The 20,588-nt window shown below is 73.5% G+C and carries 23 protein-coding genes and 1 tRNA gene; 9 read left to right on the forward strand and 15 right to left on the reverse strand.

Translation table 11 applies throughout. The features are described from left to right. Positions 1-209: 209 nt before the first annotated feature. Positions 210-1,271 carry a GNAT family N-acetyltransferase gene (locus BM419_RS29805; protein WP_244540921.1) on the reverse strand — a complete coding sequence of 354 codons (1,062 nt, stop codon included), beginning with the start codon at positions 1,269-1,271 and terminating at the stop codon, positions 210-212. A gap of 329 nt (positions 1,272-1,600) precedes the next feature. Between BM419_RS29805 and BM419_RS29810 the strand changes: the two genes are divergently transcribed. After that, positions 1,601-2,374, forward strand: a complete 774-nt coding sequence (locus BM419_RS29810) for a GNAT family N-acetyltransferase (RefSeq protein ID WP_091928576.1) — start codon at positions 1,601-1,603, stop codon at positions 2,372-2,374. A gap of 11 nt (positions 2,375-2,385) precedes the next feature. Here the strand turns inward: BM419_RS29810 and BM419_RS29815 are convergent, their stop codons facing one another. Then, on the reverse strand, positions 2,386-2,703 hold the full coding sequence (locus tag BM419_RS29815; protein ID WP_091928577.1) for a hypothetical protein: 318 nt from the start codon (positions 2,701-2,703) through the stop codon (positions 2,386-2,388). Continuing rightward, complete coding sequence (locus BM419_RS29820; RefSeq protein ID WP_091928578.1) at positions 2,700-3,428, reverse strand: SGNH/GDSL hydrolase family protein; 729 nt, start codon at positions 3,426-3,428, stop codon at positions 2,700-2,702. Before BM419_RS29820 ends, BM419_RS29815 begins: the two co-directional genes overlap by 4 nt. Positions 3,429-3,782: 354 nt before the next feature. Here BM419_RS29820 and BM419_RS29825 point away from each other — a divergent pair, with 354 nt between their 5' ends. Then, entirely contained in the window at positions 3,783-4,559 is a 777-nt protein-coding gene (locus BM419_RS29825; protein WP_042672077.1) for a 3-hydroxyacyl-CoA dehydrogenase, read from the forward strand. Positions 4,560-4,563: 4 nt separating this feature from the next. On the opposite strand, the gene BM419_RS29830 is transcribed toward BM419_RS29825, so the two are convergent. Further along, positions 4,564-4,812: a hypothetical protein gene (locus BM419_RS29830; RefSeq protein ID WP_026605197.1), complete on the reverse strand. Its 249-nt coding sequence runs from the start codon at positions 4,810-4,812 to the stop codon at positions 4,564-4,566. A gap of 236 nt (positions 4,813-5,048) precedes the next feature. Here BM419_RS29830 and BM419_RS29835 point away from each other — a divergent pair, with 236 nt between their 5' ends. Next, a complete protein-coding gene (locus BM419_RS29835; RefSeq protein WP_020094795.1) occupies positions 5,049-5,618 on the forward strand; it encodes a PepSY domain-containing protein in 570 nt (189 codons plus the stop codon). A 246-nt stretch (positions 5,619-5,864) separates the two neighbouring features. Further along, positions 5,865-8,141, forward strand: coding sequence for a xanthine dehydrogenase family protein molybdopterin-binding subunit (locus BM419_RS29840; RefSeq protein WP_091928579.1), 2,277 nt, complete (start codon positions 5,865-5,867; stop codon positions 8,139-8,141). Positions 8,142-8,300: 159 nt separating this feature from the next. Here BM419_RS29840 and BM419_RS29845 read toward each other — a convergent pair whose 3' ends face one another. The 6 genes from BM419_RS29845 to BM419_RS29870 form a co-directional block, all read right to left on the reverse strand. After that, a complete protein-coding gene (locus tag BM419_RS29845) occupies positions 8,301-9,410 on the reverse strand; it encodes an aldo/keto reductase (RefSeq protein ID WP_056527187.1) in 1,110 nt (369 codons plus the stop codon). A gap of 55 nt (positions 9,411-9,465) precedes the next feature. Next, the gene (gene larB / locus BM419_RS29850; protein ID WP_082557874.1) at positions 9,466-10,146 is read right to left on the reverse strand and encodes a nickel pincer cofactor biosynthesis protein LarB; all 681 of its coding nucleotides are present in this window, start codon (positions 10,144-10,146) and stop codon (positions 9,466-9,468) included. Beyond that, positions 10,143-10,961 carry an ATP-dependent sacrificial sulfur transferase LarE gene (locus BM419_RS29855; protein ID WP_056527184.1) on the reverse strand — a complete coding sequence of 273 codons (819 nt, stop codon included), beginning with the start codon at positions 10,959-10,961 and terminating at the stop codon, positions 10,143-10,145. Before BM419_RS29855 ends, larB begins: the two co-directional genes overlap by 4 nt. Next, on the reverse strand, positions 10,958-12,238 hold the full coding sequence (locus BM419_RS29860; RefSeq protein ID WP_056527181.1) for a nickel pincer cofactor biosynthesis protein LarC: 1,281 nt from the start codon (positions 12,236-12,238) through the stop codon (positions 10,958-10,960). Before BM419_RS29860 ends, BM419_RS29855 begins: the two co-directional genes overlap by 4 nt. A gap of 113 nt (positions 12,239-12,351) precedes the next feature. After that, a complete protein-coding gene (locus BM419_RS29865; RefSeq protein WP_042672072.1) occupies positions 12,352-13,062 on the reverse strand; it encodes a Crp/Fnr family transcriptional regulator in 711 nt (236 codons plus the stop codon). Positions 13,063-13,426: 364 nt separating this feature from the next. Then, a complete protein-coding gene (locus BM419_RS29870; RefSeq protein WP_056527178.1) occupies positions 13,427-14,611 on the reverse strand; it encodes a YihY/virulence factor BrkB family protein in 1,185 nt (394 codons plus the stop codon). 184 nt (positions 14,612-14,795) lie between these two features. On the opposite strand from BM419_RS29870, the gene BM419_RS29875 reads away from it, so the two are divergent. Both BM419_RS29875 and BM419_RS29880 read left to right on the forward strand, forming a co-directional pair. After that, complete coding sequence (locus BM419_RS29875) at positions 14,796-15,800, forward strand: SDR family oxidoreductase (protein ID WP_056527176.1); 1,005 nt, start codon at positions 14,796-14,798, stop codon at positions 15,798-15,800. A 106-nt stretch (positions 15,801-15,906) separates the two neighbouring features. Next, positions 15,907-16,668 (forward strand): sigma-70 family RNA polymerase sigma factor, encoded by a 762-nt coding sequence (locus tag BM419_RS29880; protein WP_020094805.1) that lies wholly within the window; start codon positions 15,907-15,909, stop codon positions 16,666-16,668. Positions 16,669-16,904: 236 nt separating this feature from the next. Here the strand turns inward: BM419_RS29880 and BM419_RS29885 are convergent, their stop codons facing one another. The 3 genes from BM419_RS29885 to BM419_RS29895 form a co-directional block, all read right to left on the reverse strand. Continuing rightward, positions 16,905-17,171 carry a hypothetical protein gene (locus BM419_RS29885; protein ID WP_020094806.1) on the reverse strand — a complete coding sequence of 89 codons (267 nt, stop codon included), beginning with the start codon at positions 17,169-17,171 and terminating at the stop codon, positions 16,905-16,907. Positions 17,172-17,265: 94 nt separating this feature from the next. Next, a complete protein-coding gene (locus BM419_RS29890; RefSeq protein ID WP_056527173.1) occupies positions 17,266-17,592 on the reverse strand; it encodes a hypothetical protein in 327 nt (108 codons plus the stop codon). 67 nt (positions 17,593-17,659) lie between these two features. Further along, positions 17,660-18,217: a metallophosphoesterase gene (locus BM419_RS29895; RefSeq protein ID WP_020094808.1), complete on the reverse strand. Its 558-nt coding sequence runs from the start codon at positions 18,215-18,217 to the stop codon at positions 17,660-17,662. A 141-nt stretch (positions 18,218-18,358) separates the two neighbouring features. Between BM419_RS29895 and BM419_RS29900 the strand changes: the two genes are divergently transcribed. Together BM419_RS29900 and BM419_RS29905 are read left to right on the forward strand one after the other, a co-directional pair. After that, positions 18,359-19,048, forward strand: a complete 690-nt coding sequence (locus tag BM419_RS29900) for a DNA-3-methyladenine glycosylase family protein (RefSeq protein ID WP_056527170.1) — start codon at positions 18,359-18,361, stop codon at positions 19,046-19,048. Between the two features lie 37 nt (positions 19,049-19,085). Next, positions 19,086-19,161, forward strand: a tRNA-Ile gene (locus BM419_RS29905). Positions 19,162-19,327: 166 nt separating this feature from the next. On the opposite strand, the gene BM419_RS29910 is transcribed toward BM419_RS29905, so the two are convergent. Then, the gene (locus BM419_RS29910; RefSeq protein ID WP_139257164.1) at positions 19,328-19,786 is read right to left on the reverse strand and encodes a hypothetical protein; all 459 of its coding nucleotides are present in this window, start codon (positions 19,784-19,786) and stop codon (positions 19,328-19,330) included. Positions 19,787-20,006: 220 nt separating this feature from the next. Between BM419_RS29910 and BM419_RS29915 the strand changes: the two genes are divergently transcribed. Further along, complete coding sequence (locus BM419_RS29915; RefSeq protein ID WP_244540922.1) at positions 20,007-20,291, forward strand: hypothetical protein; 285 nt, start codon at positions 20,007-20,009, stop codon at positions 20,289-20,291. Here BM419_RS29915 and BM419_RS29920 read toward each other — a convergent pair. Further along, a partial coding sequence (locus BM419_RS29920) for an integrase core domain-containing protein (RefSeq protein WP_139257165.1) occupies positions 20,288-20,588 on the reverse strand: 301 nt, incomplete at its 5' end. The genes BM419_RS29915 and BM419_RS29920 overlap by 4 nt on opposite strands.

The raw sequence follows: 20,588 nt of genomic DNA on the forward strand, positions 1-20,588 counted from the left end.
ACGGCGACCCGAAGCCCTTCGTCTGGACCGCCGACCCGGATCGCATCATCCAGGCCGCGAAGCGCGGGCACCAAGTGTTAGACTCGCACCACTAGGACCTCGGCCGCGGCCCGGCGCAGGCGATCATCAGCCCGCCGGCGACGGGCCCGTAGGCGGGGGCGGCGGCGCGCGGCGTCACCGGACGCGCCCCCCTGTTCGCGGAAGGCGGTCTAGGCGGGCACCGCGGGAGGCCGCGGCGCGGCGTCGGCGGCGGCCGCCCCCGGCACCCAGAGCCGGTCGCGCACGAAGTGCTCGCGCGACAGCGCGACCAGGGCCGCGCGCTTGTGGGGGAAGTCGACGGTCGCGATCGTCGCGAAGCCGGAGCCGTGGAGGTTCCGGATCTGCTGGGCGTGATCGGCCCGCGGCTCGCCGACGACGCGCTGCGTGCGCGGCTCGTCGAGGAACAGGTAGTGCATCAGCGACGGCAGCCAGGCCGAGAGCGCGGGTCGCCCGCGCACGGACGCGTCGCCGATCGCGACGTGCCAGCCGCGGTCGTAGGGGCCGGCCTCGTAGAGCGGCCCGAGGCGGCTCTCCCGCGCCCAGTACAGCTCGAAATAGCCGAACGGCCTGCCGTCGAGGCAGCCGAACAGCGGCAGGGTCGCGGGGTCGGCCTGGAGCCCGGCGATGTAGGCGGCGTGCGCCTCCAGGGTACCGGTCTCCTGCCAGATCGCGGCGATGCGGGGGTCGTTCATCCAGGTCGAGAACAGGGCGACGTCGCCGGGCTCCGTCATCGTGCGGAAGCTCAGACGCCGGTCGAGCCACGGGATCGCCCGCGCGTAGACCGTGCCGGCGGGCGTCCGGGGCCGCAGCGGGTGGCGGCGGCCGGCCGTGGCGGTGAACAGCTCGGGGAAGGGCGGCCGGGCCCGCGGGAGCCAGCGGGCGGCGCATTGCCAGAGGAGCCCCGGCAGGATCTCGACCCCGTCGCCGTCACCGAGGGCCCGGGCCGCGCCGAGGTCGAGCAGCCGTCCGGACGTCGCCGGATCGGCCGCGACGACGATGCGCAGGACCTGCATGTCCTGGGCGGTCAGCGCCTCGGCGCGCGCCAGGATCGCGTCCGCGGCCGCCGCCGGCGCGACCGGCTCGGCGAGGCGGATCACCGGCACTTCGCGGGTCCCCTCCAGGGTGAGGGGCACCGGCGCGGCGTCCCGCGCGGTTTCCCGCGCCCCGTCATCGCACGTCCTCGGTGGATGCGCCCCCGCGTCGCGCATCCGCTGGCTCGAAGCGTCCGTCATCCGTCCTCCGCGCGTCGCCGGCCCCTCCGCGTCGCCGGCACCTCCCTGACGGATGGGCCCGTCCGGCGTTCAGAGGTTTCGTGCGGGCGCCGTCCGCCGGCACCGGGTGCGACAGCATGAACGGCGCCCCGCCTCAACCGTCACTCCGTCGAAGCCCGAGCGGCGCAGGAGCGAGCGGATGGACAGGCACGGCCAGGAGGCGGGCGCGGACACGGCTGCGGAGGCAGGTCTGGGCACGGCCGGGGACACGGCCGGGGACGCAGCCAGGGACACTGCCGAGGCCCGGGCGCCGTCCCCCGCGCGAGCCTCCGCTCGGACGGCCACCTGACATGCAGGCGCCCGAACCGACCTTCGAGACCCTGCGCGACGCCCATGTGGCCGCGCTCACCGGCTCCCTGATCGACGGCGTCGAGCACGGCCCCGGGGGCGCCGGCTACGTCTGGTCGCGCAGCATCCCGGACCCGACCGTGAACTTCGCCTTCGGCGTGCACCGTCCCGACCAGTTCGCCTGGGCGGGCGCGGCCGCCCTCGGGCGAGCCCGAGCGCCGGCCTTCCTGGCCCGGGACGACGGCGAGATCGCGCTGCTGCGCGCCCTGTTCGAGCCCGCGATCCTCTACCCGGCGCGCTGGATGGTGGCGCGGGAGCTTCCGGCGCCGGCCCCGGCCGGCAGCGCCATCACCGTGCAGGCGACGCCCGCGCCGGGGCCGGATTTCGAGAGGGTCTTCGCCCACCTGTCCGACGCGCCGGGCGTGCGGACGCATCTGCGCCGCTACTACATCCCGGCGCTGCGCGCGGCCCGGGGCCGGCACGGCCTCGTGACCCTGCACCTCGTCCTGCGCGACGCCGCCGGCCCGGCGGCGTGCGCCAGCCTCTACCTGCGCGGCGAGACGGCGGGCCTGTACAATGTCAGCACGCGGGCCGACCGGCAGCGCCGCGGCCTCGGCACCGCCGTGACGGTCGCGGCCCTGCGCGAGGCGCGGGCGCGGGGGGTGGTTCAGGTCTTCCTGCAATGCCCGGCCGACGGCAGGACCGAGGCCCTCTACGCGCGGGCAGGCTTCCGGACGGCCTGCGCGCCGACCCTGCTGTGCACGACCCCGCCCTGATCCGGACCCGCTCAGAACGGCTCCGCGCCGTACCCGTCGGGCGTGAGGCCGAGGACGAACCCGATCTCCGCATCCGCGTCGCGCAGGACGAGCGCGCTGGCCGGGCCGGTCACGACCTTGCCCCGTCCCTCGATCCGGGCGCCGTAGCGACCGCGGGGTTCGAGGGCGGCCAGCGCCGCGAGGGCACGGCGCACCGCCCGCGGGTGGCGGACGCCGTTCTCGTCGCGCCAAGCCGCCTCCTCGCCGGGCCAGACCCGCCGGGGCAGGTGCTGCACGCCGGCGCGCGCGGGCGGCCGCAGGGCCGCGGCGAGGCGCGCGGGGAGCCTCACGGCCGGCCGATCCAGGCGGCGCGCAGGATCCGCAGGGGCGCGGCCGGCACGGGCCTCCGGACGGGCGCGAGCGGGAGCGCATCGAGCACCACCGCGCTGGCGAGCGCCGCGGCCAGGGGCGCGTAGTCGGCCAGATGCACGCCGTCCCGGTGGAGGCCCGGACCGGCGAGGCCGCCGGTACCGGATCGCCACGGCGCGAACGGGTCGAAGAAGGTGCGGCCCCCCGCGGCGCAGAGTGCCGCGAGGCGATCCGAGAAGACCGCGACGGCGGCGGGATCGCGCCCGGTCGCCCCGGCACCGATCGGCGGTATCGCGGCGACGAAGACCTGCGCGGCCCAGGCCTCCAGGCGGCGCAGGATGTCCCGGACATCGGCCTCGAACCGGTCGACCACCCGGGCCCGCTCGGGATGGCGCCAGCGCTGGATGTCGTTGGTGCCGATGATCAGCACCGCGGCCGCGCAGCGGACCGGGACGCACAGCGCCGCGAGCTGGCGGCCGCAATCGGCCGCGGTGCTGCCGCCGACCGCGACGTTGATGCAGGGCCGGCCGCCGAGATCCGGCGCGCCGACGAGCTCCGCGTGGGAATTGCCGGCGAGCAGCACGCTGCCGGGCGCGGCCGCCCGGAGGGCCGCGCGGATGCCGGGACGCCGCTCGGCGAAGCGGTGCCCGACGATCCGCCCGTGCCGCCAGTGCCGGGCCGCATTCTCGATCCAGTGGGCGCCCATGGCTGTCCTGATCAGGCGTGAGGGAGCGGACGCTCCCGGACGGCCGGGACCGGAGGATGACGGGCGCGGGCCGGTCCGCAGCCCGGATACAGGGGACGACAGGTCACGCGTGGCCGAACGACTTGCCGCCGCGCGACGGATCACCGGATAAAATTCGCAGAAACACTTGTTAATATGATCCAGTACAGCGGATCATCTTCACCTCGTATATGTGGGAAAAAATCACACGTCAATCGCGGCGCGGACGCGATCGGGCCCATGTGCCGGGCCGGACGCCTTCCGGCGGCCGCGGCGCCGCGCTACCTCGGGACTCGCGGGGCGCCGTCGGCCGCCCGGGAGCGGCGGGGAGCCAGGATGGCGAGCGCGATGATCAGGGACCGGGTCTTCATCGTCACGGGCGCGGGCTCGGGCCTCGGGGAGGCGGCGGCGCGGGGCCTCGCGGCGGCGGGGGCGCGGGTGGTCGTGGCCGACATCGCCCGGGAGGCCGGCGCCCAGGTGGTGGCGGATCTCGGGGCGCAGGCCCGGTTCGCCGAGACGGACGTCACCCGCGAGGCGGACGGCGCGGCGGCGGTCCGGACGGCGCTCGACGCGTTCGGGCACCTCCACGGGCTGGTGAACTGCGCCGGCATCGCGCCGGGGGAGAAGGTGGTCGGCCGCGACGGGCCGCACCGGCTCGAGACCTTCGCGCGGGCGGTCTCGGTCAACCTCGTGGGCACGTTCAACATGATCCGGCTGGCCGCCGACGCCATCGCCCGCGAGGCGCCGGACGCGGCCGGCGCCCGGGGCGTGATCGTGAACACCGCCTCGATCGCGGCCTTCGACGGCCAGATCGGGCAGGCCGCCTACGCGGCCTCGAAGGGCGGGGTGGTATCCATGACCCTGCCGATCGCCCGGGAGCTCGCCCGGCACGGCATCCGGGTGGTCACCATCGCGCCGGGCATCTTCGAGACCCCGATGATGGCGGGCCTGCCCCAGGACGTGCAGGACACGCTCGGCCAGAGCGTGCCGTTCCCGCCGCGCCTCGGCCGCCCGTCGGAATACGCGGACCTCGTCCGGCACATCTGCGAGAACCCGATGCTGAACGGCGAGACCATCCGGCTCGACGGGGCGCTGCGGATGCCGCCGCGCTGACGGCTCAGCCGATCGACACGCTGGTCAGCACCTCGGCGGCGCGGCGGACCTCGGCGGCGATCATCTCCTCGCTCGGGCCGTCGATCGGCAGGTCCGACAGGATCGCCGCCACGTCGCGCTTCACGTCCTCGCGGATCTCCGGGTTCTCCTCGGAGAGCCGCCCGATCAGGACGCCGAGAACGATCTCCAGGGCGGACAGCTTGGCGTGCAGGCGGGTGAACTCGTCCAGCGGCTCGGGCTCGTGCGCGGTCATGGCCTGCTCCATCGGGGGGACGTCCGCCGTCCCCGAGGGGCGCGCCGGATCGCCCGCGTGTCATACAGGGGCGCCGGCCGTCCGTCTCGCCGGGCGTCGACCCCGCGCAGCCCCGGGCGCCGACCCGGCTCCGCCCGGGCGACGGGACCCGAATTTTTTCCCGATCGCGGGCAACCGGATTTCCGGACCCGACGTTTCACGCATCCGTGAACGAACCCGCGAAGGGAAACACCGCCATGATCACCCGTCTCACCGCCGCAGCCGGCCTCCTCGCCCTCTCCACCGGCCTCGCCCTGGCCCAGACGCCCACCGCGACGCCCGCCGAGCCCGCCACGAAGGCCGACAGCAACATGAAGGAGTGGCAGGTCGCCAAGGTCGCCAAGGTCGGCCTCGCCCAGGCGCTGGCCACCGCCGAGTCGCAGGGCGACGAGAAGGGCGGCCGCGCCATCGACGCCGACTTCGAGAAGGCCGGCAGCAAGGATCCGGCCCACTACGCGATCAAGGTCGTCTACCCGAGCGGCAAGCTCGTCGAGTACGGCATCAACGCCGATACGGGCGCCCTCTACAAGACCGAGAACCAGCCGTTCGAGCGCTACTTCACCCGGCTGAAGGCCTCCGACTTCCAGAACGCCAAGACCTCGCTGAAGGACGCGCTGGCCATCGCCGAGCAGAAGGCCGGCGGCGGCAAGGCCTACGAGGCCGAGGTCGAGAAGGACGGCTCCTCGGTCCAGTACGAGATCAAGGTCGCCGGCGCCGACAAGGAGCAGGAGGTCAAGGTCGGACCGGACGGCAAGGTCCTGAACTGAGATCTAGGGCTGCGGCGGTGAAGGCTGCCGCAGCCCGCTCCGTCCTTGCGAGCGGAGCGAAGCAATCCAGGCAGCGCCACGCTTATCCAGGGCGCGCTGCCCTGGGTCGCTTCGCTTCGCTCGCGATGACGACTGGGTCCGTTCGGTTGCTGCATCCTGTCGCTCCACCGTTCGGGGAGCCGTAAAGTCCCCACGGCGCTTTTCCTTTGCGATGCGGCCCGAGGGGCCGATGACGGGGAGGGCGGCATGGACGCGGGCGCGCTGGAAACCGACGACCATCTCGGCCGCTCCCACCCCCGGGTCGAGGGCCCCGACAAGGTCACCGGCCGGGCCCTCTACAGCTCCGACCTCACCGGCCCGGATCGGGGCACGGCCCACGCCGCCCTGGTGACCAGCACCATCGCCCGGGGCCGGATCACCGGGTTCGACCTTGAGGCCGCCGAGCGGGTGCCGGGCATGCTCGGCATCTTCACCCACCGGGACTTCGCGGGCGCGGTCCGACCGGTGAAGCACCTGATGGCCGGCGGGTACGCCAACAGCTCGCACCGTCCGCTCGATTCCGACACCGTCGCCTATGCCGGCCAGATCGTGGCCCTCGTGGTCGCCGAGACCCTGGGCGCCGCCGAGGCGGCGGCCCATGCGGTGAAGGTCGCCTACGCGGAGGAGCCCGCCGCCGGCGGCTTCGACGCCCCCGGGGCCGAGACCGTGCGCCTCGCCGACCTGAAGCCCCACCACGCGGACATCGCCCGGGGCGATGCCGAGGCGGGGTTTAGGGACGCTGCGCTCCGCGTCGAGGCGCGCTACGCGACGCCGGTCCAGCACCACAACCCGATCGAGCTGTTCACCACCCGGGCCGCCTGGGACGGCGAAAGGCTCACCGTCCACGAGCCGACCCGCTACGTCGGCGCCGTGCAGCACGGGCTCGCGGCGCAGCTCGGGCTCGATCCCGCGCAGGTGCGGGTGGTGGCGGGGCTGATCGGCGGCCATTTCGGCTCGAAATTCGCCCTGTCGCAGCACACGGCCCTGGTCGCCCTGGCGGCCAAGCGCCTCGGCCGGCCGGTCTCGCTGGTGCCCAGCCGGCGACAGTGCTTCACCATCGCCAATTATCGGCCGGAATCGCGCCACCGCATCCGACTCGGCGCCGACCGGACGGGCCGGTTCACCGCCCTGGTCCACGAGGCCGAGACCGTGACGTCGCGCTTCGATCCCTTCGTCATGGAGGGCGCGGAGGTGACGGCGAGCCTCTACGCCTGCCCGAACATCCGCACCGAGGAGCGGGCCGTGCGGGTCGATCGCAACACGCCGGGGCCGATGCGGGCGCCCCCGGAGGTGCCGTTCCTGTTCGCCCTGGAGAGCGCCGTCGACGAGATGGCGGTCGCGCTCGGCATGGACCCGATCGCGCTGCGCCGCCTCAACGACACGGCGGTCGATCCGGTCTCCGGAAAACCGTTCTCGACCCGGCCGCTGATGGCCTGCTTCGACGCCGGCGCGAAGGCCTTCGGCTGGTCGCGCCGGGTGCCGCGCCCGGGCGCGATGCGCGACGGGCCCTGGCGGGTGGGTCTCGGCTGCGCGACTTCGGTGCGGCCCACCAAGATCGCGGCCGCGACCCTGCGGGTCCGGCTCGGCCCGGACGGCGCCGCGGAGGTCGCCTGCGCGCACCACGAGATCGGCAACGGCATCACCACGCTGCTGGCGATGGGCGCGGCGGACGGTCTCGGCGTGCCGGTGGAGCGGGTCACCGTCCGGCTCGGCGACACCGACCTGCCGGCGGCGGGGATCTCGGGCGGGTCGAGCACGACCACCAGCCTGATGAGCGCCCTGGCGCTCGGCTGCCGCCAGATCCGCGAGAGCCTAGCGCAGGCCGCGACCGGGCAGGGCGGGCGCCTCGCCGGCCGCGATCCGGGCAGCCTGCGCCTCGCGGGCGACCGGCTCGCGGCGCCGGACGAGGCCGGGATCGCGCTCGGCGAGGTCGTCGGCCCGGAAGGCGTCGAGACGGTCGCGGAGTTCGTGCCCGAGGGCGGCGACCGGGAGAAGACGCTCGCGGGCCTGCGGCAGGGCCATATCGGGCTCGCCCTCGGTGGGGGCGGGAAGGCCGTCTCCTGGGGCTTCGGCGCGCAGTTCGCCGAGGTCCACGTCCACGCCGAGACCGGGGAGATCCGCGTCGCCCGGCTCACCGGCGCCTTCGCGGCGGGGCGCATCCTCAACCCGCTGACCGCGCGGAGCCAGCTGACGGGCGGGATGATCTGGGGCCTCGGCTCGGCGCTGCTCGAAGAGACGGTGGTGGACGGCGCCGCCTACCGCAACCCGGATCTCGCCGAGTACCTCGTCCCCACGGCGGCCGACGCGCCGGAGGTGGAGGCGCTGCTGGTGCCCGATCCCGACGAGCAGGTCGATGCGCTGGGCCTGAAGGGCCTGGGCGAGCTCGGGATCATCGGGGTGAACGCGGCCATCGCCAACGCGATCCACCACGCCACCGGCCGCCGGATGCGCAGCCTGCCGATCCGGCTGGAGGACGTGGCGTGAGGGGCTGACTCTCCTCCCCCTTGCGGGGAGGAGTTTGGAGATCGCAGATCCCGCGTGGGGGTGGGGTCGGAAAGGGCTCGGCGGTTCCTTCTGACCCACCCCCACCCCTAACCCCTCCCCGCAAGGGGGAGGGGAATATCGGACGCGCTTGCCCGCCGCCTACTCCATCGTTGGCGCGAGCTTCTTCACGCTCGCCACGTCCTCGCCGAGCCACGCCGCGTTCTTGGCGGTGCCGTCGAAGGTTGCGCTCGTCTTGAACAGCTCGTACTTGCCCTCCAGCGCGTAGGGCTTCGAGCGCGACAGCAGCTCGGCCACCGTGGCCTTGTCCATCGGCTTGAAGGTCTTCACCGCCTCGAAGGCCTGGTCGAGGTCGCGCTGGTTCTGGATGCCGGTGATCACCACCGAGACCGGCAGGTTCAGCGAGAAGTGCAGGTACTCGAGCGGCTTGATCGGCGCGTCCGCCTTCAGGATCACCCCGTCGCCGAAGGTCTTCATGGCGAGCGGCGCGATGCCGTTCTGCACGAGGTAGGGCAGGACGAGGTGGCTGAACGAGCGGAAATGCGCGTCCATCACGTTGACCGGCATCTGCACGGCATCGAAGTGGAAGCCGCGCTCGGCGGCGACCTCCAGCATCTGCAGGTGGATGCGCGGGTCCTTGTGGCCGGTGAAGCCGATGTAGCGCAGCTTGCCCTGCTTCTTCGCCTCCAGGAAGCCCTCCATGGCGCCGCCCTCGGCGAAGACCCGGTCCGGGTCGTCGTAGCGCAGGATCTCGTGGTGCTGGACGAGGTCGATCCGGTCCGTGCGCAGGCGCAGGAGCGACTGGTCGATCTGCTTGAGCGCCTCCTCCTTGGTCCGCCCGTCCATCTTGGACATCAGGAAGACCTTGTCGCGGTAGCCGCCCTGGGCCAGGGCCGCGCCCATGCGCAGCTCGGAGCGCCCCTCGTTGTAGTCCCAGCAATTGTCCATGAAGGTGATGCCGCGGTCGATCCCGGCATGGATCAGCCGCGTCGCCTCGTCGTCCGTCACGGCGCTCTTGCCGAGATGGAACCCGCCCATGCCGATCGCCGAGATCTTTTCGGAGCTCGTCCCGAACGACCGGTAGAGCATCTCGCCCCGGCGCTCGCCGGGATCGGTGACGAAGGGCAGGTCCGCGGGGTCCTGCGGGCGGTTGCCGGGGAGGACGGGGGCGTTCACGGCCGCACCCGCGCTGCCGGCGCCAGCGAGGCCCGCGCCGAGCACGGCGCCCTGGAGGAAGCTGCGGCGTTCCATCGGCTGTCTCCGTTCGAGGATGTCCTGGTGAGGGGAGGTAATGCGTCGGGCCGCGTCATCGTTCGGTCCCCGTGGCGAGGCGTCCCGCCGCGTGGAGCAGGCGCAGGGCGGCGCAGGCGGCGCCGTAGCCGTTGTCGATGTTGACCACCGTGATGCCCGGCGCGCAGCTCGCCAGCACGGCGTCGAGGGCGGCGCGCCCGCCCGCGGCGACACCGTAGCCCACGGAGGTCGGGACCGCGATCACCGCGCCCGCCACGAGGCCGCCGACGACGCTGGGCAAAGCCGCGTCCATGCCGGCGGCGACGATCACCACCGGGTGCGCCCGGATCTCCTCGATCCGCGACGTCAGCCGCCACAGGCCGGCGACGCCGACATCGGCGAAGAGCGAGGCCGCCCGTCCGGCATAGGCCAGCACCCGCAGCGCCTCGCGGGCGACGGGTACGTCCGAAGTGCCGGCCGCCACCACCGCGACCCGGGCCGGGCCGGTGATCCGGGGGGCCTCGCCGAACACCGCCGTGCGCGAGACCGGGCAGTAATCGAGCCGCGCGGCGTCCCGGAGCCGGTCGCGCTTCTCCGGGTCGAGGCGGGTGAGGAGCAGCGAGGCGCCGCGCGCCCGGGCGGCCTCCAGGATCGCGTCGATCTGCTCCGGGCTCTTGCCGGCGCAGAAGATCGCCTCCTCCAGCCCGATCCGCTCGGGCCGGGCGAAATCGAGGGTGAACTCTTCGGAGATGCTCACGCCCGGGCCTCCCGCGGCTCGACCAGGAAGGCGCTGCCGACCCGGTAGGGGGCGAAGCGGACCGGGCCGGCGAGACGGGCCGGCGCCATGTCCCGGATGCCCGCCCCGAGCGTCTCGCGACCCTCGGCGTCGAGGGCGGCGAGGCTCGCCGGATCGAGTTCCACCACCACGCCCTCGGCGCGGACCCGACAGCGGACGGCCCGTCCGGCGCCGTCGGTCGCAAGCGCTCCGCCGACCAGCCGCTCGACCGCGTGAATGAAGGTCAGGGTCTCCGGCTCGATGGCGATGCCGGTCTCGACCCGGCTCGACAGGCAGGGCGCGGCCGGCAATTCCGCCACGGCCCCGAGGCCGAGGTCGCGGGCGAGCGCCCGGACCGACGCCTTGTCGAACCCGGCCTCCACGTAAGGGTGGCGCACGCCGTGCTCCCGGGCGGCGTCGAGGCCGGGGCGGTACTCGCCGAGGTCGTCGCGGTTCGCGCCCGACAGGATCTGGCGGTCGGTGACGCGCCGGACCGCGCCGTAGAGGTTGGTCTTGCAGAAGAAGCAGCGGTTGACTGGGTTTGCCCGATAGGCCGGGTCGGCGAACTCGCCGGCCTCGATCACCCGTAAGGACCAACCCTCGCCGGCGCCCTCGGCGCGCACGCGCGCGGTCGCTTCCTCCGGCACGGCCGGCGAGACCGCGTGGACCACCAGAGTAGCGCTTGGCGCCAGCCGGTGGGCGAGGGTGGCGAGCGTCAGGCTGTCGACCCCGCCGCTCACCGCCACCGCGACAGGGCCGAGCCCGGCGAGGACGGATTCCAGATGCTGGCGCGTCACCGCTCCTCCTGCTCCTGTTCCAGGGCGAGGCGCTCGGCCTCGCGGCGTAGGGCGGCCCGGGCCGCGTGGTCCGGACGGTCGCGGGCGTCGTCGGCCTCGGCCTTGGCGGTGCGCCCGCCCGGTCGCGCCACGATCTTCACGCGAATCGACCGGCCCTCGTGCTCGACCGTGCGGGCGGCGCGCGCGAGCACCGCGCCCTCCACGGGGTGGTAACGCAGGCCGATGGTCGTGGTCTCCCGGAAGCAGGCCGCGACCGCCGCCTCCAGGCTCTCCGGACGGACCAGGACCTGGATCCGGGCCATCATCCGGCCCTTCTTGCCGATGACCGGCATCTGCACGACGTCCACGATGCCGGGCTCGGCGCGCAGCCGGTCGAGGCCCGTGGCGAGATCCTCGCCGGACTGGTCGTCGACCTCGAAGGCGATCACCGCGAGATCCCGCTGGCCCGGGCGGGACGCGGCGCCGTCCTCAAGCACGAGGGCGCGCAGGCAGTTGCTCAGGCCCGGCAGGACCTTCGTGCCGAAGCCGATGCCGGTGCGCCCGAGGATCCCCCGGGGGCGACCCCGCCCGGGATCGTCGCCGCAGAGGTGGCGCAGGATCGCCGCGCCGGTGGGGGTGACGCGCTCGCCGGGGATCCCGTCGTCGAGGGTCGCGAAGCCCGCCAGCAGCAGCGTCGTGGCGGGGGCCGGGACGGGGAGGGGACCGTGCTGGGTCCGCACCCGGCCGGAGCCCAGTGGCAGGGCCGAGACGCTCCAGCTGCGCGCCTCCAAGGCGGCGATCAGGTGGGCGGCGGCGACGATGTCGGCGATCGAGTCGGCGGCGCCGACCTCGTGGAACGCCACCGCGTCGACCGCGATGCCGTGGACGCGGGCTTCCGCCGCGGCCAGATGCCCGAAGATGCCGAGCGCGTGCGCCCGCACCGAAGGCGCGAGATCCGCCGCCTCCAGCGCGGTGCGGATCTCCGACCAGGGACGGTGGCCGTGGTCGTGGGCATGATCGTGGGCATGATCGTGGCCGTGATCGTGAGCATGCGGATGGTCGTGGTGCCCGGTATGCGCGTGCCGGTGCGGCGTGGGCTCCGACACGGGCGCCGACACGGTGAAGCGCGCGCCAGTGAGGATCCCATCGTTGTGCGCGCTGACCGCGCAGGCGATGCGCGCGTCGACCGCCTGGACGCTGGCGTACACGCCGGCCCGATGCTCGGGGAAGGCGTCCAGCAGGGCGGCGGCGAACATGTCGCCGGCGACGCCGCCGAGCGCGTCGAGGTGGATGTGCATCGTGTGTCGCGCGGGCGCCGGTGGCGGGTGACGGGTCCGCCTCAGATCGGCCGCGGCCGCCCCGCGGCAAGGCGCACGCGGCCTCCGATGCCGCGGCGTATCGCCCGCGCCGCTCAGGAGAGCTGCAGGTAGGCCGGATCGAACAGCCCGCGCTCCCGCAGTCCGTCGAGGTCGCGGATCGTCAGGCGGCGGCTGCGCAGGGCGACGAGGCCGCCGGTGCGCAGCTCCTTCAGGGTGCGGTTGATGTGCACGCTCGTCTGGCCGAGGGCGTCGGCGAGGTCGGGCTGGGTCACCGGCATCGGCAGCGTCGTCCCGTCCGCGAGGCCGACGCGCGTCAACCGCAGGTGCAGCTCGCAGAACAGGTGCGCCAGCCGCTCGATCGCCGAGCGCCGGCCGACGCTGGCGATCCACTCGCGGTGGATCGCCGTGGCGGCGAGCAGCTCCCGCCACAGACACTCCTCGACGGCGGGCCGGCCGCGGACCGCGTCGCCGATCTGCTCCGGGGCGATCCGCGCGACGGTGACGGGCGTCAGCGCGCCGATGGCGTGGTCCATGCGTGCCCGGCGGAACACGAACGGGTCGCACAGGTCGCCCGGCAGGAGCAGCGCGACGATCGCCCGCCGCCCGTCCGGGAACTGCTTGTACCGGCAGGCCCAGCCGTCGAGGATCAGGTGCGTGTGGTACGGGTCGCTCTGCTGCCCCTCGATATCCTGCCGGGCCGCGACGTGGCGGACATGCAGGCGCCCCAACCCGTCGAGGATCGCGCGGTCCTCGGGCGCGAGCCTGACATGCCGCTCCATCTTCCGTACGAACGGGTTGTCCACGTCCGCCTCCGGTCAGATCACCGGGGCGCCGGCGTGCCGGCGGCCGGGCAGTCGCCGGGACAGGCGCCGGGGAGGTCGCCGAAGCGGGGGGCCATGGGGGATCGGGCGACGTCGCGCCCATCCGAAGCGTCCCGAACGACGGCGCCGCCATGGGTATCGGTCAAATAATGAGGCACGGATATTTCTATCGGCAGGGGGCCAAACCGTCGCCCGAACATCGAAGTCCGGATCTTCTTGATCGGCTTGTGCCTGCAGCAGAAAAACGCGCGCCAACCTGTGTTAAGTCGGCGTTCTCGCCGGCGACGCGCTCCGCGAGCCCCCCTCGCTCAGGAGGCCGTGCCCCGGGTGAGGTCCGGGCGCCGCGCTACTCAGCGGCGGCGCCCACCGTATCGGCCATCCGCGCCCGGCGCGTGCCCAGGGGCTGCGGTTCGCCGACGGTCGTGTCCTCGGCGGTCTGATGCTCCATCTCGGCGTTCACCTGGGCGCCGGCCAGCACGATCATGGTCGAGAGCCAGATCCAGGTCATGAAGCCGATCGCCGCGCCGAGCGAGCCGTAGGTCTTGTTGTAGCTGCCGAAATGGCCGACGTACCAGGAGAACAGCAGCGACGCGACGATCCACAACACGGCCGCGAGGGCGCCCCCGGGCGTGACCCAGCGCCAGCGCGGCGCGTCCCGGCTCGGCCCGTAGCGGTAGAGCAGGGCGAGGCCGAGCAGCACCGCCAGGAGCAGGACCGGCCACCGCAGCAGCGCCAGCCACCAAGCGTCCGCGCCGAGCCCGACGAATTCCAGCACCACCGGCACCACCACCACCGCGGCCAGCGCCAGGAGGAGGAACAGGAGCGCCCCCGCCGTGAAGGCGAGGGAGACGAGATTGAGGACGAGGAAGTTGCGCTTCTCGCGCTCGTTGTAGACGAGGTTGAGGGCGTCGAAGACGTGCTTCACGCCGCCATTGGCGCTCCACACGGACAGGGCGATGCTGATGAGCAGGCTGAACCCGAGGGTGGTGTTGCCCTGCTCGTTCAGCCGCTTCACCTGGTCGCCGACGATCTCCAGGGCGCCCTGGGGCAGGATGCCCTGGAGGCTGGCGAGCTGGTCGTTGATGGTCGAGGCGTCGGCCACGAGGCCGTAGCAGGAGACCAGGGCCGCCACCGCCGGGAAGATCGCCAGGAGCGTGAAGAAGGTGACGCCGGCCGCGATCAGCGACAGGCGGTTCTCGCCGATGTCGTGATAGGCGCGCAGCGCGATGTCCTTCCAGCCCTTGGCGGGGATCTCGGTCGGCGTCGAGGCCTGCCGCCCGCGATCGGCCTCGGCCCGGGCCACGGCGTGGGCCTCCCGTCCCGCATGCGCGGGCGACGTCCGGCGCGCCCCGTCCCGGTCGGCGGACCGGCCGGGCGCACGGTCGACCGAGGCACCGACCGCGCCGCGCGCCGACCGGCGGGGGAGGGCGACGAGGCCGATCAGCGCGGTGGCGAGGGCGAGCGTCCAGACCGTCGAGGCGCCTCCCTCGGGCGCGGCGGCCCTGGCGGGGGCTGGATCGGGGGCAGGCATCGGCGACCTCGGCAGGGTTCGGGCAGACGGGGGCGGGCCTTCGGGGCCGCGCGTCGCAGCGTCCGGGTCGGCGCGCCCGGGACGGCGCGTCCGAATGGCCGCAGCTGCGAGGGGGAACGCCGCGGCGCGGGGAAGGGTTCGCCGTGCAGTTGCAACTCGACGACACACGACGCGGAGAACCGGCATGGCACGCCTGGACGGCGGGACGGTGGTCATCACCGGGGCCTCGAGCGGCATCGGCCGGGCGGCGGCCGAGGCCTTCGCGGCGCGGGGCGCCCGGGTGGTGCTGGCGGCGCGGCGGGCCGACGTGCTCGACGGAATCGCCCGCGACCTGCGCGCGTCGGGCGCCGAGGCCGTCGCGGTCCCCACCGACGTCACAGAGCCCGAGGCGGTGGACGCCCTGTCCCGGGCGGCACTCCGGGCCTTCGGCGGCATCGACGTCTGGATCAACAATGCCGGGGTGGGGGTGTTCGGCCCCCTGCTGGACGCTCCCCTGGACCTGCACCGGCAGACGATCGCGGTGAACCTGCTGGGCGCCGTGCACGGGGCCTACGCGGTGCTGCCGCATTTCCTCGACCGCGGCCGGGGGACGCTGATCAACACGGTCTCGATGGGCGGCTGGGCGCCGACGCCCTTCGCCGCCGCCTACACGGCCAGCAAGTTCGGCCTGCGCGGCTTCTCGGCGAGCCTGCGCCAGGAACTCGCCCGGCACCGCCACATCCGCGTCTGCGCCGTATTTCCCGCCATCGTCGACACGCCGGGCCTGGAGCACGGCGCCAATGTCAGCGGCCGGCGGCTCAATCCCGGGCACCTGTACTACGCGCCCGAGGCCGTGGCGGAGACCTATCTCCGCCTCACGCGCCACCCGCGCGACGAGGTCGCGGTCGGCTGGCCGGCCCGCCTCGCGCAGGTCGGCTACGCGCTGGCTCCGTACCCGACCGAGCACCTGATGGGTGCCGGGTTCCGGTGGGCCCTCGACCGGGCCGAACCCGGGCCGCGCACGCACGGGGCCCTGCGCGCGCCGACGCCGGAGGGCACGCGGGCCGACGGCGGCTGGCGCGCCCGCAAGGGCGTCCCCGATGCCGGAACCCTGAGTACGGCCCTCGGCACGGGGCTCGCCGCCGCAGGGGCCTGCGCGGCCGTCCTCGCCGGTCTCGCGGCGGCGCGGCGGTTCGGCGCCCGCGGCTGAGCCCTGTTCGGGACAGGCGTTAACCCATGTTGCGGCATGGGCGGCCGGGGCGCGCCACAACCGGTCTTCTGGGCTTGACCGGCCCGCCCGCCGACGACCGGACCGAATGCCCGACACCGAAGGCCCATCGCTCCTCGATCCCATCGCGGATGTCGCAGAGGAGGCCGGGGACGAGACCCGCTTCGGCCTGCCGGAGGCCGTGCGCGCCCATCTCGGCACGCTCCTCGGTCGCGCCTACGACCGGATCGACCTCGACTCGGACAGGGATGCGAACCCCTTCGCCGACCTGCTCGCGCGCCTGGAGACCGCCCTCGCGCAGGCCGAGGGCGAGCGCGACAGAACGTTCCGCGCGGGCCTGCTGCAGGTGGTGCCGGCGCTGCACCGGTTCGCGGTCTCGTTGACGCGCGACCCGGCCGCGGCGGACGATCTCGTGCAGGACACCCTGCTGCGCGGCTGGCGCGGCCGCGGCGGATTCACCCCCGGGACCAACCTGGAAGCGTGGCTGTTCACGATCCTCCGCAACGTCTTCTACAGCCAGCACCGCAAGCAGGGCCGCGAGGTCGCCGACACCGACGGCAGCTACGCCGACCGGCTGACCAGCATCCCCGAGCAGGGGGGCCATCTCGACCTGCAGGACGTGCGCGCGGCCCTGGATCGGCTCGCGCCGGTGATGCGGGAGGCGCTGGTCCTCGTGGCGATCGAGAACCTGAGCTACGAGGAGGCCGCCGTCGTCATGAACTGCCGGATCGGCACCGTGAAGAGCCGGGTCTGGCGCGCCCGCGAGCAACTCGCGCGCATGCTCGGCTACGGCGGCGACGAGATCGGCAGCGACGGGGTCATGCTCTCGGTGACCGGCACCTCGGCCTGATCGCGACGATTCTCACGATCGAATACGCCAATTCGACACTTCGACGGCCGTATTCGCAAGCAAATTGACTTAGGTGAAAGCGCCCGGGCCGCCGCCTGGGCGATATGGGGCGGGTTGGGTCGATCCGTCGACTCGGCCGGGCTCCCATCGGTGTGACACCCCCCCGATCCACCGATGGGAGCCTCTTCACCGGAAGCCGCAGCGGATGTGCGGGCCGGACACCCCCGCCCCCGATCTCAGGTCGAGCCGCCCCGATCCGCATCGAGCTGCTGCAGCAGCTCCGCCAGCCGGGGATCCAGCGCCTCGTCGATCACCGGATCATACATCGCCCGCATCTGGTGGCCGAGCCGCACGCGCGTCTGCGCGTCGAGGGTCGGGCCGCCCGCGATGGGGATCACCCGCAGGGCGGCGGGTGCCGCGCCGGGGGCGTAGCGCTCGGTCGGTCTCGGGGCGGCACGCCGGTGCTCGGGCCGCGGTTCAGGCCGGTGTTCGGGATAAGGCATGCCTCCTACATCGGCCCGCACCCCCGCCGCGGCAACCACCGGTCCGCCCGATGGCACGACCGGCGGCACGACCGGCGGCGTCTCGTCGTCCGCCTCAGGCATCGTCCTCCGGGGCGAAGACCTCGCCCTTCTCGGCCAGCACGGTGTTGGCCGCGTCGCGGGCCAGCTCGTCCCGCGCGGCCGCGGGATCGGGGCGGCCGAGGGCCCGCGCCAGGGCCCCGTCCCAGCCGGGCGCCGGCGCCTGGCCCTGCCCGACGAGGATCGCGCCGGCCCGGCGGCAGACCCGGTCCCAGTCCGGCGCGCCGAGGGCGGCCCAGTCGGTCCCGAGGCCGAGTTCGGTGGCGGCTTCGGTGGCGGCCTGAGTCGCGGCCCGGGTCGCGGCGTCGGCCGGGCCCGGCGGCGGGGCGGGGATGTCGGTCATGGCGATGCGGCCTCCTGCCGGGCTGTCGATGCTCCGGCGCACGATATAGCGCGCCGGTCCCCGCCCATCAGCGCAGGCCGTGGGCCGCGAGTTCCTCCGGCACGCAAGCGGCCGCGTCCTGGCGCACCAGGATCGCCTCGAGGGTGACCGGGCGGTCGTCCCAGGCATCCACGCCGACATCGCAGGAGCGCGTGGTGTCGGCGAGCCAGCCGTGGCTGTGCCCGTAGAGGTGGCGCGTCTCCCGCCACAGGCCCGGCCAGGCCCGGTGCGCGTAGTGCGACAGGAACAGGCGGTGCGGCCGCCCGCGCGCGTCCGCGACGGAGAGGCGGGCGCTCTCCACCGGCGGCTCGGCCCAGGGCAGGTCCAGGACACGGTTCGAATCGTGGTTGCCCCGGACGAGGCGCTTGGCGCCGTTCAGCCGCGCGAAGATCGCTGCGCAATGCGCTCGGCTGGCATGGGCGGCAAAGTCCCCGAGGTGCCAGACGACGTCCTCCGGGCCGACCACGGCGTTCCAGCCGGCGACCAGGGCCTCGTCGTGGGCCTCGACGCTGCCGAACCGAGCACCGCGGTGGCGGAGGATGTGCGGGTCGCCGAAATGCGTGTCCGCGGTGAAGAAGATCGCCATGGTGTCGAGACCTGGGCCGCGGGCGCGTCCCGTCCAGGCCGGCCGGCGCGGGGCGCGCGGCCGCACCGCCGCTTCGGGCCCGCTTCCAGCCCGACTCGGGCCCGCTTCCGGGAAGCCCCACGGGCCGGTAAGGCTGCGGCGATGCTGGATCCCGCCATCTACGCCCATCTCCTGGACGCGGCGCGCGCCCATCCGCCGCTGCGGGCCGCCCTCGAGCGGGCCGGTCCGATCCGGATCGAGCCGCCGGCGCATCCGTGCGTCGCCGACCGCCTGTTCGTCGAGGTGGTCAACCAGCAGCTCTCCGTCCGGGCGGCGGCGGCGATCTGGGCCCGGATCGAGGCCGCGGCCGCGGCGGCGGGCGCGAGCCCGAGGGGCCTGTTCGAGGCCGGGGACGCGGCGCTGCTGCGGGCCTGCGGCCTCTCGGGCAACAAGGTGCGGGCGCTCGGGGCGATCGTGGCGACCGAGACGGCCGGCCTCCTCGGGCCGGGCCTCGCCGCCCTGCCGCATCCCGAGCGGGCGGCGATCCTGTGCGGCATCCGCGGCGTCGGCCCCTGGACGGCCGACATGGTCGGCATCTTCCACTTCCACGACCCGGACATCTGGCCCGCGGGCGACGTGGCGGCGGTGGGCTGCCTGCGCCGCCTCACCGGGCAGGCCGACACCGTCGCGGTGGCGGCCGCCTTCGCGCCGTACCGCTCGATCCTGGCCCGCTACCTGTGGCGGATCAAGGACACGGCGCCCGCACCGGCGGACCTACCGGCGGACCTGCCGACCCGGACGGAACCGGCGCCCTGGGCCCGGCGCCCCCGCGGCACGGCGAAATCCGGGTGACGGCCGGCCGGAGATCGGCTATCCGTCGGCGCCTCCCGGGCCCGTAGCTCAATGGTTAGAGCCGGCCGCTCATAACGGTCTGGTTGCAGGTTCGAGTCCTGCCGGGCCCACCACTATTTCACCTCTGTAGCCCCCCTAAAATCGACCCGCGTAGAAGGTCGTTCGAGGGCAGCCGGAACCGAAACCGGAACCGCAAACGTGTTTAGACCCCGGTCGTAGGCCCTCCGGCGGGGTGGTCGGTGACGCAGGAAACAGGCTCTCGGCTGGGTCCGATAGGCGTCACGGTTCGGAGCTTCCCACCGCCCCAGTAGCCGATTCCAGGCCACGCTCCGCATCCTCGGCGATGAGTGCCCGCACCATCCTCTTGGCCTGGATGGTGCCGGGGTCGAAGACGCCGAAGCCGAAATCGATAGCCGTGGCGACGGCGATGGGTGGACCGCCACTTTTCCGAACGCGGTTGCACCATGCCTGCACGCCCAGTCGCCCGATACGCTCACCGGCGGCGAGAACGGCCAGTTCGTATGGCGTGGCGGGCATGACACGGACCTTCCTAAGTTGGCGTGTCAACAACGCCTGCAGCCGTGCCTCCTCCTTCAAGGACCGATCCAGATGCCAGGGGCGCCCCGGCGGCTTCGTCCTGATCTGCGTCTGGAGCAGGAGGATGCTACCCCGCTCCGCCTCCAACATCCGAAGCGTCTCCTGCACCCGCGCAGCGACGCGCATGTCCTCGCGATCCATCGGCACCTCCTTGCCGGGACGCACCATGCCCAGGTCGGGTTATCGGTTCGCGAAGGTCGAGCGGAATGCGCCTCGCGCAGTGGTTCCGTTGCCACAACCGGCGGTCAAGCTCGGAACGTGGTTGAAACGTTCCGGACCTGGGTCGCCGGGATGGACGCCGCGATGTATGGATGGCGGGAAGGTCCATCGACTAGGGTGTTGGGTCCATTGTGAGGTGTCGATGGTCGATTTTGACCTGATCAGGAAAGAGATAGCCGACGAGTACACGCAGCCCCATAGTCATCCGTGGGTCATCGGGTTCTCGGGCGGGAAGGACAGCACCCTCGTCACACATCTGGTGTTCGAGTTCCTTATGTCCCTGCCGCGCAGCAAGCGCACGCGCCCGGTCCATATCGTCTCCAACGACACACTTGTCGAAAGTCCGCTGGTCGTGTCGCACATGCGGCAGGCATGTGAGGATATCCAGATGGCCTGCCCCCATGCGGTGGCCCAGGTTCGAAGTTAGTGCATCGTCGGTCGCGTGACGATGGCTGGGCGAGCGAGCGGCGCTGAAGTGCTCGGTTCCGTTGGCCAGATGACGACCTCCGGCGCAGGTGGCTGGTAGCCGAGCGACGAGTGGGGTCGAATGGTATTGTAGTCTTTCCGCCACTGCTCGATGACGACGCTGGCTTCTTTGAGGGTGTAGAACACCTCGCCGTTGAGGAGTTCATCCCGCAGCTTTGCGTTGAAGCTCTCGCAGTAGCCGTTCTCCCACGGACTGCCCGGCTCGATGTAGGAGGTCGTCGATCCAACCGCCGTGATC

The sequence above is a fragment of the Methylobacterium sp. yr668 genome (genome assembly GCF_900116245.1).
Classification (GTDB): domain Bacteria; phylum Pseudomonadota; class Alphaproteobacteria; order Rhizobiales; family Beijerinckiaceae; genus Methylobacterium.

Bases quoted from the DNA above. Each gene is read 5' to 3' on its own strand.
- BM419_RS29845 (WP_056527187.1), bottom strand. From the start codon at position 9,410: ATGGAACGCCGCAGCTTCCTCCAGGGCGCCGTGCTCGGCGCGGGCCTC.
- BM419_RS29835 (WP_020094795.1), top strand. From the start codon at position 5,049: ATGATCACCCGTCTCACCGCCGCAGCCGGCCTCCTCGCCCTCTCCACC.
- BM419_RS29880 (WP_020094805.1), top strand. From the start codon at position 15,907: ATGCCCGACACCGAAGGCCCATCGCTCCTCGATCCCATCGCGGATGTC.
- BM419_RS29830 (WP_026605197.1), bottom strand. From the start codon at position 4,812: ATGACCGCGCACGAGCCCGAGCCGCTGGACGAGTTCACCCGCCTGCAC.
- BM419_RS29910 (WP_139257164.1), bottom strand. From the start codon at position 19,786: ATGGATCGCGAGGACATGCGCGTCGCTGCGCGGGTGCAGGAGACGCTT.
- BM419_RS29805 (WP_244540921.1), bottom strand. From the start codon at position 1,271: ATGACGGACGCTTCGAGCCAGCGGATGCGCGACGCGGGGGCGCATCCA.
- BM419_RS29860 (WP_056527181.1), bottom strand. From the start codon at position 12,238: ATGCACATCCACCTCGACGCGCTCGGCGGCGTCGCCGGCGACATGTTC.
- BM419_RS29890 (WP_056527173.1), bottom strand. From the start codon at position 17,592: ATGACCGACATCCCCGCCCCGCCGCCGGGCCCGGCCGACGCCGCGACC.
- BM419_RS29825 (WP_042672077.1), top strand. From the start codon at position 3,783: ATGGCGAGCGCGATGATCAGGGACCGGGTCTTCATCGTCACGGGCGCG.
- BM419_RS29915 (WP_244540922.1), top strand. From the start codon at position 20,007: ATGGTCGATTTTGACCTGATCAGGAAAGAGATAGCCGACGAGTACACG.
- BM419_RS29875 (WP_056527176.1), top strand. From the start codon at position 14,796: ATGGCACGCCTGGACGGCGGGACGGTGGTCATCACCGGGGCCTCGAGC.
- BM419_RS29810 (WP_091928576.1), top strand. From the start codon at position 1,601: ATGCAGGCGCCCGAACCGACCTTCGAGACCCTGCGCGACGCCCATGTG.
- BM419_RS29870 (WP_056527178.1), bottom strand. From the start codon at position 14,611: ATGCCTGCCCCCGATCCAGCCCCCGCCAGGGCCGCCGCGCCCGAGGGA.
- BM419_RS29900 (WP_056527170.1), top strand. From the start codon at position 18,359: ATGCTGGATCCCGCCATCTACGCCCATCTCCTGGACGCGGCGCGCGCC.
- BM419_RS29820 (WP_091928578.1), bottom strand. From the start codon at position 3,428: ATGGGCGCCCACTGGATCGAGAATGCGGCCCGGCACTGGCGGCACGGG.
- BM419_RS29885 (WP_020094806.1), bottom strand. From the start codon at position 17,171: ATGCCTTATCCCGAACACCGGCCTGAACCGCGGCCCGAGCACCGGCGT.
- BM419_RS29895 (WP_020094808.1), bottom strand. From the start codon at position 18,217: ATGGCGATCTTCTTCACCGCGGACACGCATTTCGGCGACCCGCACATC.
- BM419_RS29840 (WP_091928579.1), top strand. From the start codon at position 5,865: ATGGACGCGGGCGCGCTGGAAACCGACGACCATCTCGGCCGCTCCCAC.